20 protein-coding genes are annotated in these 13,794 nt (G+C 71.5%); 15 read left to right on the top strand and 5 right to left on the bottom strand.

Translation table 11 applies throughout. The annotated features are described in order from the left end of the window. The first annotated feature begins 76 nt into the window (after positions 1-76). The 3 genes from pstC to pstB are packed head-to-tail and all read left to right on the top strand — an operon-like array spanning position 77 to position 2,752. Complete coding sequence (gene pstC, locus SM611_RS02350) at positions 77-1,054, top strand: phosphate ABC transporter permease subunit PstC (protein WP_371947092.1); 978 nt, start codon at positions 77-79, stop codon at positions 1,052-1,054. After that, a complete protein-coding gene (gene pstA / locus SM611_RS02345) occupies positions 1,051-1,956 on the top strand; it encodes a phosphate ABC transporter permease PstA (RefSeq protein WP_371947091.1) in 906 nt (301 codons plus the stop codon). Before pstC ends, pstA begins: the two co-directional genes overlap by 4 nt. A gap of 19 nt (positions 1,957-1,975) precedes the next feature. Beyond that, positions 1,976-2,752 (top strand): phosphate ABC transporter ATP-binding protein PstB, encoded by a 777-nt coding sequence (gene pstB, locus SM611_RS02340; RefSeq protein ID WP_371947090.1) that lies wholly within the window; start codon positions 1,976-1,978, stop codon positions 2,750-2,752. 37 nt (positions 2,753-2,789) lie between these two features. Here pstB and SM611_RS02335 read toward each other — a convergent pair whose 3' ends face one another. Further along, on the bottom strand, positions 2,790-3,506 hold the full coding sequence (locus SM611_RS02335) for a winged helix-turn-helix transcriptional regulator (RefSeq protein ID WP_371947089.1): 717 nt from the start codon (positions 3,504-3,506) through the stop codon (positions 2,790-2,792). Positions 3,507-3,726: 220 nt separating this feature from the next. Between SM611_RS02335 and SM611_RS02330 the strand changes: the two genes are divergently transcribed. From SM611_RS02330 to SM611_RS02285, 10 genes are all read left to right on the top strand, one after another. After that, the gene (locus SM611_RS02330) at positions 3,727-3,981 is read left to right on the top strand and encodes a MoaD/ThiS family protein (protein WP_371947088.1); all 255 of its coding nucleotides are present in this window, start codon (positions 3,727-3,729) and stop codon (positions 3,979-3,981) included. 86 nt (positions 3,982-4,067) lie between these two features. Then, complete coding sequence (locus SM611_RS02325; protein WP_371947087.1) at positions 4,068-4,775, top strand: LmeA family phospholipid-binding protein; 708 nt, start codon at positions 4,068-4,070, stop codon at positions 4,773-4,775. A gap of 35 nt (positions 4,776-4,810) precedes the next feature. Then, complete coding sequence (locus SM611_RS02320; protein ID WP_443112123.1) at positions 4,811-5,338, top strand: sigma-70 family RNA polymerase sigma factor; 528 nt, start codon at positions 4,811-4,813, stop codon at positions 5,336-5,338. Further along, on the top strand, positions 5,335-6,054 hold the full coding sequence (locus SM611_RS02315) for an anti-sigma factor family protein (RefSeq protein ID WP_371947085.1): 720 nt from the start codon (positions 5,335-5,337) through the stop codon (positions 6,052-6,054). The genes SM611_RS02320 and SM611_RS02315 overlap by 4 nt, the downstream gene beginning before the upstream one ends. A gap of 179 nt (positions 6,055-6,233) precedes the next feature. Beyond that, entirely contained in the window at positions 6,234-6,521 is a 288-nt protein-coding gene (locus SM611_RS02310; RefSeq protein WP_371947404.1) for a TlpA family protein disulfide reductase, read from the top strand. A gap of 116 nt (positions 6,522-6,637) precedes the next feature. After that, positions 6,638-6,703 (top strand): Ms5788A family Cys-rich leader peptide, encoded by a 66-nt coding sequence (locus tag SM611_RS02305; protein WP_353070578.1) that lies wholly within the window; start codon positions 6,638-6,640, stop codon positions 6,701-6,703. An 80-nt stretch (positions 6,704-6,783) separates the two neighbouring features. After that, positions 6,784-7,221, top strand: coding sequence for a DUF4395 domain-containing protein (locus SM611_RS02300; RefSeq protein ID WP_371947084.1), 438 nt, complete (start codon positions 6,784-6,786; stop codon positions 7,219-7,221). Next, a complete protein-coding gene (locus tag SM611_RS02295; RefSeq protein WP_371947083.1) occupies positions 7,218-8,057 on the top strand; it encodes a sulfurtransferase in 840 nt (279 codons plus the stop codon). The genes SM611_RS02300 and SM611_RS02295 overlap by 4 nt, the downstream gene beginning before the upstream one ends. 31 nt (positions 8,058-8,088) lie before the next feature. Next, positions 8,089-8,397 (top strand): DUF1416 domain-containing protein, encoded by a 309-nt coding sequence (locus SM611_RS02290; protein WP_347636376.1) that lies wholly within the window; start codon positions 8,089-8,091, stop codon positions 8,395-8,397. 128 nt (positions 8,398-8,525) lie between these two features. Continuing rightward, on the top strand, positions 8,526-9,833 hold the full coding sequence (locus tag SM611_RS02285) for a hypothetical protein (RefSeq protein ID WP_371947082.1): 1,308 nt from the start codon (positions 8,526-8,528) through the stop codon (positions 9,831-9,833). Here the strand turns inward: SM611_RS02285 and SM611_RS02280 are convergent. From SM611_RS02280 to SM611_RS02270, 3 genes are read right to left on the bottom strand one after another with little or no spacing between them, the layout of a single operon-like run. Continuing rightward, positions 9,715-10,335, bottom strand: a complete 621-nt coding sequence (locus tag SM611_RS02280; protein WP_371947081.1) for a hypothetical protein — start codon at positions 10,333-10,335, stop codon at positions 9,715-9,717. The genes SM611_RS02285 and SM611_RS02280 overlap by 119 nt on opposite strands. Continuing rightward, positions 10,332-10,934: a hypothetical protein gene (locus SM611_RS02275; protein ID WP_371947080.1), complete on the bottom strand. Its 603-nt coding sequence runs from the start codon at positions 10,932-10,934 to the stop codon at positions 10,332-10,334. The genes SM611_RS02280 and SM611_RS02275 overlap by 4 nt, the downstream gene beginning before the upstream one ends. Then, positions 10,931-11,542: a hypothetical protein gene (locus tag SM611_RS02270; RefSeq protein ID WP_371947079.1), complete on the bottom strand. Its 612-nt coding sequence runs from the start codon at positions 11,540-11,542 to the stop codon at positions 10,931-10,933. Before SM611_RS02270 ends, SM611_RS02275 begins: the two co-directional genes overlap by 4 nt. Before the next feature lie 83 nt (positions 11,543-11,625). On the opposite strand from SM611_RS02270, the gene SM611_RS02265 reads away from it, so the two are divergent. Continuing rightward, complete coding sequence (locus SM611_RS02265; RefSeq protein ID WP_371947078.1) at positions 11,626-11,928, top strand: hypothetical protein; 303 nt, start codon at positions 11,626-11,628, stop codon at positions 11,926-11,928. A 20-nt stretch (positions 11,929-11,948) separates the two neighbouring features. Beyond that, on the top strand, positions 11,949-13,205 hold the full coding sequence (locus SM611_RS02260) for a hypothetical protein (RefSeq protein WP_371947077.1): 1,257 nt from the start codon (positions 11,949-11,951) through the stop codon (positions 13,203-13,205). 12 nt (positions 13,206-13,217) lie between these two features. Here SM611_RS02260 and SM611_RS02255 read toward each other — a convergent pair whose 3' ends face one another. Further along, complete coding sequence (locus tag SM611_RS02255) at positions 13,218-13,706, bottom strand: YbaB/EbfC family nucleoid-associated protein (protein WP_371947076.1); 489 nt, start codon at positions 13,704-13,706, stop codon at positions 13,218-13,220. Positions 13,707-13,794: the final 88 nt, after the last annotated feature.

The following is a 13,794-nucleotide window of genomic DNA, read 5'->3' as shown; positions in this document are numbered from 1 at the left end:
GACCCGCAGCCCCGTCGCCGACGACCTCGGCGGCGGGGCCCGCGCGGGTTCCGGCGTGACCGAAGGAGGTTCCCCCATGACCACCGAGACCGGTGTCGGGGCGCGTGCCGCCACCCGGCGCGGCGCCTCCGGATCCATGGGCACCGGACGGGCCGGCGACCGCGTCTTCGCCGGGGCCGCCCGCGGCTCCGGCATCGCCGTGCTGGCGATCGTCGCCGCGATCGCCGCGTTCCTCGTCTGGAAGGCGATCCCGGCGCTCCAGGCCAACGACGCCAACTTCCTCACCAGCGAGGAGTGGAACCCCAACGCGACGCCGCCCGAGTTCGGCATCGCGCAGCTGGCGTTCGGCACGGTGATCTCGTCGCTGCTCGCCATGCTCATCGCGACGCCCGTCGCGATCGGGATCGCGCTGTTCATCTCGTTCTACTCGCCGCGGCGGCTGGCATCCGGGCTCGGCTACATCGTCGACCTGCTCGCGGCCGTCCCCAGCATCGTCTACGGGCTGTGGGGCCTCGCGTTCCTGTCGCGGCACATGGAGGGGATCAGCTCCTTCCTCAACGGGACGCTCGGCTGGATCCCGCTGTTCGGCGGCGACAGCCCCGGCAAGAACTCGATCTTCACCGCCTCGGTGGTGCTGGCGATCATGATCCTGCCGATCATCTCGTCGATCTCCCGGGAGGTGTTCCTGCAGGTGCCGCGCGCCAACGTGGAGGCGGCCCTCGCGATCGGCGCCACCCGCTGGGAGATGATCCGGATGTCGGTGCTGCCCTACGGGCGGTCCGGCATGATCGGCGCCTCGATGCTCGGCCTCGGCCGGGCCATGGGCGAGACGATCGCCGTCGCGATGGTGCTGACCTTCGTGCCCGGCATCAACTGGCACATCCTGGAGAACGGCGGCGCCACGTTCGCCGCGAACATCGCCAACAGCTTCGCCGAGGCGTCCGTCACCGGACGCGGCGCGCTGATCGCCTCCGGCCTCGTGCTGTTCGTGATCACCCTGGTCGTCAACATGGTCGCCCGCGCGGTCGTCGCGCGCCGGAAGGAGTTCGCGTGAGCACGCCGGCCAAGGCCGCCGGGCCGGGGGGCGGGAGCCTGACCTCGGTGTCGCCCGCCCGCAAGATCAAGGACCGGCTCGCCCAGGGGCTGGTCTATCTGGCGTTCGCGCTCGCGGTCGTCCCGCTCGTGTCGGTGCTGTGGACGGTCGCCGTCAACGGCGCCGAACGGTTCGACCTCACGTTCTTCCAGTTCTCGATGAACGCGGTCAGCGGCAGCGACCCGGGCGGCGGCGCCTACCACGCCATCATCGGCACCCTGGAGCAGGTCGCCATCACCACCGTGATCGCCGTCCCGCTCGCCATCCTCACCGCGATCTACCTGGTCGAGTACGCCGGCAACGGGCGGCTCGGCAAGATCATCAGCTTCACCGTGGACGTGATGACGGGCATCCCGTCCATCGTCGCGGGCCTGTTCGTGCTGGCGCTGTGGCTGCTGACGTTCGAGTTCGGCTTCTCCGGGTTCGCCGGGGCGCTGTCCCTGACGATCCTGATGATCCCGACCGTGGTGCGGTCCGCGGAGGAGATGCTGAAACTCGTCCCGAACGACCTGCGGGAGGCGTCCTACGCGCTCGGCGTGCCGCGCTGGCGGACGGTCTGCTTCGTCGTCCTGCCCACCGCGATGACCGGGGTCATCACCGGCGTGATGCTCGCCGTCGCCCGCGTCATGGGCGAGACCGCGCCGCTGCTGCTCACGATCTTCTTCACCAAGGCGATCAACAACGACCCGTTCAACGGGCCGCAGGCGTCCCTGCCCACCTTCATCTGGGAGCAGGCCGCCGACCCGAACCAGCACTCGATCGACCGCGCCTGGACCGGCGCGCTCGTGCTGATCGGGATCATCATGCTGCTCAACCTGGTGGCCCGCCTCGTCGCCCGGCGCACCGCGCCCGCGCACCGCTGACCCTCAGAAAGGAAACCCCATGGCCAAGCGGATCGACGTCTCCGGGCTGCACGCCTACTACGGCGGCGTCCACGCCATCGAGGACATCTCGATGACGATCGAGCCGCGCTCGGTGACGGCGTTCATCGGCCCGTCGGGCTGCGGAAAGTCGACGTTCCTGCGCACGCTGAACCGGATGCACGAGGTCATCCCGGGCGCCCGCGTCGAGGGCAAGGTCATGCTGGACGACGAGGACCTGTACGACTCGTCCGTCGACCCCGTCGCGGTGCGGCGCGTCGTCGGCATGGTCTTCCAGCGGCCCAACCCGTTCCCCACCATGTCGATCTACGACAACGTCGCCGCCGGCCTCAAACTGAACGGCGTGCGCCGCAAGTCCCGGCTGGACGAGATCGTCGAGGAGTCGCTGCGCGGCGCCAACCTGTGGAACGAGGTCAAGGACCGCCTCGGCAAGCCCGGCGCGGGCCTGTCCGGCGGCCAGCAGCAGCGCCTGTGCATCGCCCGCGCCATCGCCGTCCAGCCGCAGGTCCTGCTGATGGACGAGCCGTGCTCCGCGCTCGACCCCATCTCCACCCTCGCGATCGAGGACCTGATCGACAAGCTGAAGACCCAGTACACGATCGTGATCGTCACCCACAACATGCAGCAGGCCGCCCGCGTCAGCGACCGCACGGCCTTCTTCAACATCGCCGGGACGGGCCAGCCGGGCAGGCTCATCGAGATCGACGACACCAGCAAGATCTTCGCGAACCCGGAGCAGAAGGCCACCGAGGACTACATCACCGGCCGCTTCGGGTGAGCGGTGTCCTGCTCGTTCATCGCGCCGCCCCTCGGCGTCAGGTGCGGGCGGGGGCCTTCTCCTCCGCGTCGCCGGGCCGGTGGTCGGGAACGAAGCGGTACCCCACGTTGCGGACGGTGCCGATCAGGGACTCGTACTCGGCGCCGAGCTTGGCGCGCAGGCGGCGGACGTGGACGTCCACGGTGCGGGTGCCGCCGAAGTAGTCGTAGCCCCACACCTCCTGGAGGAGCTGCGCGCGGGTGAAGACGCGGCCCGGGTGCTGGGCCAGGTACTTCAGCAGCTCGAACTCCTTGAAGGTCAGGTCGAGGACGCGGCCCCGCAGGCGGGCGGTGTAGGTGGCCTCGTCGATCGTGAGGTCGCCGCTGCGGATCTCGCCCGGGACCTCGTCCTCGCCGCCGGCGGCGGCCGCGCGCCCGGTGGCGAGGCGGAGGCGGGCCTCGACCTCGGCGGGACCGGCGGTCTGGAGCAGGACGTCGTCGAGGCCCCATTCGGGGCTGAGGGCGGCGAGGCCGCCCTCGGTCACGATGGCGAGGAGTGGGCAGTCGAGGCCGGTGGTGCGCAGCAGCCGGCAGAGGCTCTTGGCCTGGACGAGGTCGCGGCGCGCGTCCACCAGCAGGATCTCGGCGGGCGGCGCGTCGATGAGGGCGGACGCCTCGGCGGGCGCGACGCGCACGGAGTGCAGCAGAAGTCCGAGCGCGGGAAGAACCTCGTCCGAGGGCTCCAACGCGTTGGTCAGCAAGAGCAGGCTGCTCAAGTGCCGCCTCCCGTCCGAAATGACCTAGGACCCAGGCGGCTCATCCCCCAGCCCGTGACCACCGGCTCGAGGAGAAGGCGGCCAGAGTCTTTCGGATGAACTCCATGGCCTCGTCGCCCGGATCCCTCACCCCAGAGCATAACGGAACCGTCTCCGCAGGTCTCGGCCGCGGCCTCGGTCGGCGTCCGGGGCATGGGGCGCGGCGATGAATACTGGACGCATGGCCAAGGGGACGATGCGGTACTGGGCGGCGGCCAAGGCCGCCGCGGGGACCCACGAGGAGCCTTACGAGGCGGGGACGCTGGCGGAGGCGCTGGCGGCGGCGGCCGGGACGCGGGACGAGGAGTTCGCGCGGGTCGTCCGGCGCAGCTCGTTCCTCGTCGACGGGGATCCGGTGGGGAGCCGGCCGCACGAGTCCGTCGCGCTGCCGGACGGAGGCGTCGTGGAGGTGCTGCCGCCGTTCGCGGGCGGGTGACGCGAGGTCATCCTCCAGCGCGACTCGGTATGGGGTGAATGCCCATTAAGGTGTGGCGATCGCATGCCGCAGCCCGAAGGAGAGACATGCGGAAAGTACTGCTGGTGCTGCTGATGCTCGCGGCCGTGGTGCTGGTCGCCGCGGACCGGATCGGGGTCCGGATCGCGGAGGACAAGATCGGCGAGCAGGTGGCCGCGCAGTACGACCTGCGGCAGCAGCCGGACGTCACCATTCACGGCATCCCGTTCCTGACGCAGGCGGTCGGCGGCGAGTACAAGCACATCGAGGTGGGCATCGGCGACTGGACGGAGCAGGGCGTCACCGTCACCGGCGTCAAGGTCGACATGCGGGGCGTGCAGGCGCCGCTGTCGGAGGTCCAAAAGGGCAGCGCCGCGAACGTCACCGCGCGGACGGCGACCGCGTCCGCCGTCGTCCCCTACGACGTGATCCAGAAGGAGGCGCCGAAGGAGGTCACGTCCATCAAGCCGAAGGGCGACGACCTCTCGGTGGAGATGACCGGCAACCTCCTCGGCTTCGCCGTCACCGGCACCGCGGTCGTGGAGGTCAAGCCGACCGCGAAGGGCATCGCCGTGACGCCGGTGTCGGTCGGGTCGGACGGCGCCCGGCAGATCCCGCTGGCGCTGGTGAAGCAGCAGCTGACCTGGGTCGTGCCGGTCACCGACCTGCCCGTCGGGTCGCGGATCAGCCAGATCCAGCCGACGCCGGACGGGCTGCGCGTCGCCGCGACCGCCGAGAACGTCCGGCTGAACGACCTCCAGTCGACGCAGAAATGAATCCGCAGGGCGTGAACCGGTCCGCGTGACCGTACGTGTCAGGTGATGTGGGTCCGACCGCGGATGAGGGTTTGCTTCGCGCCCTGTACAGCGAGCACGGGGGTCCCCTGCTGGGGTACGTCCTGCGGCTGACGGGCGGCGACCGGGCCCAGGCCGAGGACGTCGTGCAGGAGACCCTGCTGCGCGCCTGGCGGCACCCCCAGGCGCTCGCGGGGCGTCCCGTGCGGCCGTGGCTGTTCACGGTCGCGCGGAACCTGGTCGTGGACGCGCACCGCGCCAAGCGCGCCCGTCCGCCGGAGACCGGCATCGACGAGCACGTCATGATGACCGCGGACGGCTCCGACGACATCGACCGGGCCCTGGAGTCCTGGACGGTGGCGGAGGCGCTGGCCGGGCTCAGCCCGTCGCATCGGGCGGTCCTGGTCGAGACCTACTACAAGGGCCGGTCGGTGGCGGAGGCGTCGCAGACCCTCGGCATACCGCCCGGCACCGTGAAGTCCCGCACCTTCTACGCGCTGCGGGCGCTCAAGCTCGCATTGGAGGAGCGGGGGTTGGCGCCATGAACGACTGCACGGACGTGCGCACGTCCCTCGGCGTGTACGTGCTCGGCGCGCTCGACCCCGGCGAGCGGAGCCGGCTGGAGGGCCACCTGGAGCGCTGCCCCGCCTGCCGGGACGAGCTCGCGGGGCTCGCCGGCCTGCCCGCGATGCTCGGGCGGGTCGAGGCGGAGCAGCTCGAACGGATGACCGGGCCGCCGCCCGAGCTGCTCGACGGGCTGCTGGCGAGGGCGGCCGAGCGACGGAGGGGATGGCTCGGCCGCCTCGCCGGCCGGCGGGGCCCCGGGGGATGGGCCCCGCTCGCCGCCGCCGCCTGCCTGCTCCTCGTCGTCGGCGGCCTGTTCGGCGGGTTCGTCCTCCCGATCGGGCCGGACGGCGCGACGGCGAAGCCCCCGCCGTCCGCGACGGCGTCCCCAACGGCGACCGCCGAGCGGATCAGCGCCGCGAACCCCGCGAGCGACATCAAGGGCTACGTGGTGCTCCGCAAGAAGGAGTGGGGGACCGAGGTCGAGCTGCACCTGGCCGGCGTGCCGAAGGGGTCGCACTGCCGGCTGCTGGTGATCGCGCGGGACGGCCGCCGCGACGCGCTGGGCAGCTGGTACGTCCCCTACGACGAGGGCTACGGTGAGTACCGCGGGTCGACGATGTTCCCGCGCGGCCAGCTCTTCTCGTTCGAGATCGTCGGACTGGACGGGCGGCCGCTCCTCACGATCCCCACCTGAGCGGAAGAAAACACGGCCCTCCCGGGTTCCCCATGACGATGAACGGAGCTTTGATCGCCGCGGCGGTCCTCCTCGCGGCCACGGTGTTCGGCCTCGTGCGGCGGCACCGTGACGGAGTGCTGCGCGCCCGGCGGCGGAACGGGAGTGACGACGTGGCCGAGACCGTCGGGCCGGACGAGATGGGCGCCGACCTCGGCGAGAAGGCCACCCTCCTGCAGTTCTCCAGCGCGTTCTGCGCGCCGTGCCGCGCCACCCGCCGCGTCCTCGGCGAGGTGACCGGGATGGTGGACGGCGTCGCGCACGTCGAACTCGACGCCGAGGCCCACCTGGACCTCGTCCGCCGGCTGAACATCGTGCGGACCCCGACCGTCCTCGTCCTGGACGGTGCCGGGCGCGTCGTCCGGCGCGCCACCGGAGCGCCCCGCAAGCCCGACGTCATCGCGGCTCTCGGCGAGGTCATCCCGTGAGGCGCACGCGCGCGACCTGCGCTAAGACGAATGTCACCGTCTCGGAAGGCGAGACGGATGTGACACCGCGTGGATTGCCGCTTAACATCGAGTCCGTGCGTTACTGGACAGAGCAGATGCTCACGAAGCGCCGCGCGGTGGACTTCTGCCGCGTGGCCGCCTCGCTCTGTCGCCCGGCCTGAGGCATCGAGCCCGTCCGCCCCCGAGCACTTTCCGATTTTCCAGCTCGTACGCACGCTTCCACTCCGCCAGGAGCACCCCGATGCAGGTTGATCCGCGTGGGCCGCGCTTCGGTGCGGCCGTCACGACCGCCGTCCTCATCGTGGTCCTGGTGACCGGAAGCTGGGCACTGCTCGCCGCTCAGGCCGTCGTGTTCGCTCTCGCGACCTTCCTCGGCCTACGGTTCGCCCCGTACGGACTGGCGTACAAAGTGCTGATCCGTCCTCGGCTCGCTCCGCCCAGGGAACTGGAGGACGCCGCCGCGCCCCGCTTCGCGCAGGGTGTCGGACTCGTGTTCGCCCTGGTGGGAACGGTCGGATATGTGACGGGGACCACCTGGCTCGGCATCGGTGCCACCGCCCTCGCGCTGGCGGCGGCGTTCCTGAACGCGGTGTTCGGGTTCTGCCTCGGCTGCGAGATGTACCTACTAATCCGACGTGTCACCGCGAAAGTTCGCTCCGAGAGGGAGGTTCCCGCATGAGCCGCTCAGACGTCCTGGTGGACACCGACTGGGTTGAGTCCAACCTGGACGCGCCCGGCCTGGTTCTCGTCGAGGTCGACGAGGACGTGTCCGCCTACGACAAGGGCCACATCCGTGGCGCCGTGAAGATCGACTGGAAGACCGAGCTGCAGGACCCGGTCCGCCGCGACTTCGTGGACAAGACCGGGTTCGAGCAGCTGCTGTCCGCCAAGGGCATCGCCAACGACGACCTGGTGATCCTGTACGGCGGCAACAACAACTGGTTCGCGGCCTACGCGTACTGGTACTTCAAGCTGTACGGCCACGACAAGGTGAAGCTGCTCGACGGCGGCCGCAAGAAGTGGGAGCTGGACTCCCGCGAGCTCGTCACCGACGTCCCGACCCGTCCCGCGACCGACTACAAGGCCAAGGACCAGGACCTCAGCATCCGCGCCTTCCGCGACGAGGTCGTGGACGCGATCGGCAAGCAGAACCTGGTGGACGTCCGGTCGCCGGACGAGTTCAGCGGCAAGCTGCTCGCCCCGGCGCACCTGCCGCAGGAGCAGTCGCAGCGGGCCGGGCACATCCCGACCGCGCGCAGCATCCCGTGGTCGAAGGCGGCCAACGACGACGGCACGTTCAAGTCCGACGACGAGCTGCGCGAGCTCTACACCGAGGCCGGCGTCGACCTGAACAAGGACACGATCGCCTACTGCCGCATCGGCGAGCGCTCCTCGCACACCTGGTTCGCGCTGCGCGAGCTGCTCGGCATCGAGAACGTGAAGAACTACGACGGTTCCTGGACCGAGTACGGCTCGCTGATCGGCGTGCCGATCGAGCTCGGCGCCCCCAAGTAACCCGGCCGACCTTCCCACCGTAGGAGGAGCAATGACCCAGGGCTGCGCAGCGCCCGAGCAGACCGCCCATCTGCCCGCGACCGTCGACCTGACCAACGAGGCCGTCATCCAGGGCACCGTCACCCGTGACGGCGCCCCGGTGTCCAGCGCCTACGCCCGCCTGCTCGACTCGTCCGGTGAGTTCACCGCCGAGGTCGTCACGGGCGACGAGGGCGTGTTCCGGTTCTTCGCCGCCGACGGCGACTGGACCGTGCGCGTCCTCGCGGCCGGCGGCGTGAGCGTCGACAACACCGTCACCGCGAAGACCGGCGAGGTCGCCGGCCTGCAGGTCGCGATCTGACCTGAGCACGGCCGCCGAACCCCGCCGTCCCGCCCATCCGGGACGGCGGGGTTCGGCGTTCCCGCAGGGGGTTCCCGGCGGGCGGCGCGAGCCGCCGCCGGTCCGCGGATCGTTTACGATCGGGCGCCATGGCCTGGCCGTCCGCGCGTTCGCCGCTGATCCTCCCGTGGGCCGCGCTGAAACTCGCGGGACGGTTCGTCCTGCCGCTGTCCCTGTGGTTCACCGTGGGGGAGCTGCTCCGCTACGGCGCCATGTACGGGGGCTACAAGCTCGGCACGATGAAGGGCACGGCGGCGTCCGTCGCGCCGATCGTCACCATCGGCCTGCTCGTGGTGATCACGCTGACGGTCACGGTGCTGATGGTGCACAGCGTCCGGGAGGGCCTGGACGTCGTGCACGCCCGCGAATCGGACGGCGATCTGACGCCATGGGCGGTCGGCAACGAGGAGCCGGTGATCGGCGCGATCGGCCGCGCCGCGCTCCCGTTCGTCATCTTCTACCTGGCGTGGGGGCTGCAGAGCGAGGACGCCCGCGAGTTCGCGTCCAGCGCCGCGAGCCGCGGGTTCGCCGAGGGCGGCATCGAGGGGCAGATCGAGGGCGCCGGGATGCTGCTCTCGCTGGAGAAGCACATCGGCCTTGCGATCGGCCTCACCGCCGGGCTGTTCGTGCTGAAGGTGCTGGCGGAGTGGCGGCTGGAGCAGCGGCTGCCCCGCGCCATCGGCGCGCTCGTCGCCTTCCTGGAGATCAACTTCGCACTGTTCGGCATCTTCACCATCGACCACCTGCGCGGCCTCGGCGTCGACTGGTTCACCGGGCGGGAGGCGTGGGCCTGGCTGAACGGCGTCGCCGGGCCCGCGTTCGACCTGTGGGGGCCGTTCAAGGACGCCGTGCTCGGCGCGCTGATCTGGCTGGTCATCGCCGGGGTGATCCTGGGGCTGGACGCGGGCGACGAGCGGGTCGTGCTCGGCGGCGGCCGGGCGGCGCGGCGGCTCGCGCGGGCCGGCGGGATCGACCGGACGAACAGCCCCCGCGAGCTGCTCACCCGCGGGCTCCGGGAGATGTGGCTGCCCGCCTGGTACGGGCTGCGGCTCGTCCGTAGGTCCGGGATGATGCCGTTCGCCACTTTCGCCCTGCTGTTCGCCGGGCTGCACGTCGGCGAGGACGCGTTCCGCCGCCTGGTGTACGAGCTGATCGGCCCGCACGAGGTGGCGTGGTGGATGCAGTGGCTCCCGGCCATCGGCTACGGGACGGGCCTCGTGTTCGAGATCCTGCGCGTGTGCCTGCTCGCGGCGGCGTTCAACCTCGTGATGGCGCGGGTCAGCGCGCGAAACGCAGCGAAACCAGCGGGTCCTCCGGCTTCCGCGACTCCTTCGGCGCCTGGATCCGCAGTTCCAGCGCCTCCGCTTTGGAGCGAGGCACCGTCCCCCGGACGGTGATGCGCATCGCGGCGCCCGCCCTGGGCTCGGCCGTCCGGACCCCGCTCGCGAACCACACGTGGCCGTCGTCGTCGTGGAGCCGGTACAGGAGGCCGTAGGAGCCGACCGCCTTGGCGCTCGCGGCGTCCGACGGAAGGACGGCGACCTGCAACCGCAACTCGACCACGTCGCCCTGCCCGCCTGCCTGCCCGCCCGCCTGTGCGACGCCCAGTGGCGCCGCCGTCCGCCGGTCGTAGACCTTCCACTTCGCGCCGACCAGCTCGCCGATCCGGCCCTCGGGGACGGTCGTCACCTTCTCCGGCGGCTTCAGGGACTTCCGGACGTTGGCGGTCTCGTCCGTCCACGGCAGGACGAGCATCGCCGCCATGGCGCACACGAGCGCGATGGCCTGCACGATCCGCCGGTCGCGGGGACGTATCCCGGTCCCGGCCCGTCCGGACGGCTCGGGCTCGGCTTGGCCAGGCAGCGGGATCCCGTCGGGACGGGTGTCGGAGGCCGTCACGGAGCGTTCTCCCTGACCTGGTACCGGTCCGTCGCGGCCCGCATGAGCGCGGCCGTCCCGTCCTTGGTGAGGCCGAGGTCGATGTCGGCCGCCGACGACAGTTGCGGCAGCAGCCCGCCGGTCCCGACGACGAGGTGCGCGCCCTCCACCCGCTCCTTCGGCAGCTCGAACACGAGCTTCGTGGACGACCAGAGCAGCGGCTGGAACGTCGGCTGGTTGATGGACACGTCCGAGGTGCGCGGATCCTCCCGGAAGGTGTAGCCGCCCGGCGTCTCCAGCTCGGCGGACCTGAGCTGCAGCGGTTCCCGCCGCGCCGTCGCGCTGAGCTGGACGACGAGGTACACCCCGTCCGTCCCGACGGGGGGCTTGCCGCCGAGCGAGAAGGTCGGCTCCAGCGACCGCGCCGCGGTGATCTTCTCCACCCGGACGCCGAAGTCGCGGGTCATGACCTTCTCGCCGACCGTCCCGCCGGTCCGGATCGGGTCCAGCGCCCCCGCCCTGACCTCCGGCCGGACGGAGTGCAGCCACATGGCGCCGGCGAGCAGGACCGTCCCGCCGACCCCGGCGCCGCCTCGCAGGAGCACCTGACGGACGTTCACGACGGGCTCACCGGCAGCGTCATGCGGCCGACCAGCGTGTCGTCGCCGGGCGACACGATCCAGTTGTAGGAGGCGTCGGTGAACCCGTGCTCGTACTTCCACTCGCGCAGGCCCACGGTCAGTTTCGTCGGCGAATCCGCCGGGCCCATCTCCCACATCGCGGACGCCTCGACCGGCAGCCCCGGCTGCACCACGTCGGTCCGCGCGCCGCCGGCGACCCCGTCGATCCGCTCGGGCTCGATCCACTTGCCGGTCCTGGTCAGCGCGACGACGCCCTTCGACAGCCCGGCGCCGCCCAGCGACCTGGTCTCCTTGCCCTTGTTGAGCACCCGCATCCGCACGATGAGGAACCGCTTCCGGCCGCTGCCGAACGTCTCACCGGCCAGCCCGATCCGCGCGTCGCGGACGGTCACCGTGAACAACCCGAGGTCGAGCGCCTCCCCGGCCTTCTTGGCGGGCTGCTCGGGCGTCTCCTTGAACCCGCCCAGCACCCACACCACCGGCACCAGCACGGCCACCACCGCGGACACGCCCACCGGCACGACCCACCGCCGCCCAGCCCCCGCTCGCTGCTGGGACGCTGGCGGGACCGGCGCCGTCGACTGCATTCGCCAGATGGTAATACGCCGACACCGGTCCGATGTGATGATCTATCCTGCCGTACCCGACCGAACGAACGAAGGGCGGCGGTGTGGGCAGCGAGATCTCGGTGACCCCGGAGCGGATCGGCCAGCATGCCAAGGAGATCAGGAGCACGGTCCGTCCGGCCCTGGAGAAGGCGCGGACGGCGCTGAACGAGAACGGGACGATCGAGGGCGGCGACTTCAGCGTCACCGGCACGATGGCGTCCATGGCCTACCCGATGGGCCTGCAGTTCGTCTACGAGGACCTGAACACCCACCTGGAGATGCTCGACGGGTTCGCGCAGAACCTGACGACCACGGCGGGCACCTACGGCGCCGCGGAGACCGCCAGCACGATCACCTACGTCTGAAGCGGAGCGGGACAGCCCAGATGAGCGCCTTCAACTCCTACGACACCCTCATGGGGACCGCCGCCGTCGAGGCCGGCGCCGCCCAGTTCATCCTTCCGCCGGCCGCGATGGTCGCGCTGCAGTTCAAGCTCAGCAAGGGCAGCCCCGCCAACCTGGAGAAGGCGGCGCAGGCGTGGAACGACGCCGCCGCGTCCGTCGAGCGGACGAGGACGCTGCTGCGGGAGCGCGTGTCCGCGATCCCGGCCAAGGACTGGACGGCGGACGACCGGGACGCCTACGAGCGCAAGGCCGGGGAGTTCGCGGCCCAGCTCGACATCCTGCTCGTCTACTGCCAGGCGGTCGCCATCGCGCTGACGGTCCTCGCGTGGGCGCTGATGATCTACGCGATCTTCGCGGTCGCGATGGGCACCTTCCTCGCCGCGCTGGCCGCCGTCGCCGCCGCCGCGCTCGCCGGGATCGTCACCGCGGAGATCACCGCGGCCTGTGAGGCGATCGCCGCGACCTGCCTGACCATCACCATCGTCGCCACCGGCGTCCTCGCCGCCACCGCGCAGCTCGCCGCCGTCGTGTTCCAGGCCGGCTCGATGCTCGCCGCGGTCGCCGAGACCGCGAAGGGCAATGACCAGGCGCTGTCGGACTTCGCCACCGCCCAGGTCACCGGCTCCGCCGCCGCCCTCGCCAACCTCGGGCAGAACGTCATCAACGGCGGCCTCGCGGTCGCCGGGGCGCGCGCCGGGAAGGGCCTGTCCGTCTCCGGGGTCGACCTCGACGCCGACCGGAACGCCGACCACACGTGGACGATCGGCGGCGGCGCGACCTACGAGACCCCCGGCGGGACGGAGATCACCGGCGGCGGCCACGTCAAGTACGGCGACCACGGATTCGCCGGCGGCGACCTGTCCGGCGGCGTCAAGACCCCCGCCGGCGTCGGCGTCAACGGCAGCGTCGGCTACACCGACGAGGACGGCGTCTTCCGCGGCGACGCCGGCAGCATCGACTACGGGGCCGGGGTCAGCGTGGAGACGCCCGGGTCGGCGCCCACCGGGGGGACGGGCGCCGACGTGCCCCTGCCGAACGCCGGCGCCTCCGTCGGCATCGAGGGGAGCCACGACTTCGAGACCGGCGAGGGCAACGTCTCCGGCTCCGCGGGCGTCCAGGCCAACGGCGGCGACGTCGTCAAGGGCACCGGGAACGTCGAGTACGGCGGCGACGACGGGACGACGACGTCCGGCTCGGTGGACACGCCGGTCGGCACCTACGGAACGCCCGAGGCCTGACCACCGGACGTTTCAGCGGGGGCCGGGCGAGCCGGCGGCTCCCGGGCCCCGAGGGTCGTTCATGGCGTCGGCCACGCGCTGCTGCTGGACGTTCAGCTCGCGCGCCAGATCCCGCATCTGCCCGGCGAAGCCGTTGGCGATCTTGTCGAGGGACGCGAGGGCCTTGGCCGGGTCCAGACCGTCCCGCGGGTCGTCCGGCAGGCCGAACAGGGCGGTACTCGCCTCGCGGGCCTTGCGCTGGAAGTCGCCCGCGGCGCCGTTGACCGCTGCGCGGATCTCCTCGGCGAGTTCCGCGGCCGGCAGCCGCAGCGCACGCGGGTCGATCTCCAGCTTGGTCACGCCGCCCTCCGCCGCGTACTCGGCGACGATGCGGCCTCCCGCGGCCTCACCGCGGCCCACGGCGTCCCGGACGGACTCCCGCACCTTGGTGAAGTCGCCCATCTGCTCCTGCAGATCGCGCTGGAAGCGCTCGAACTCCGGTCCGAGGCTGAACTCGGGCATCATTGCTCCTGTTCACTGGGGGACGACACGGCTGGTGACGGACCGGTGCCGTGGACGGCGTCCGCCAGATGCTAATACGCCGACATGT

The sequence above is a fragment of the Actinomadura monticuli genome (assembly GCF_041463655.1).
GTDB classification, from domain to species: domain Bacteria; phylum Actinomycetota; class Actinomycetes; order Streptosporangiales; family Streptosporangiaceae; genus Spirillospora; species Spirillospora monticuli.
Note: the sequence above shows the minus strand (reverse complement) of the source record. Positions and strands in the feature narration are given on the sequence as shown.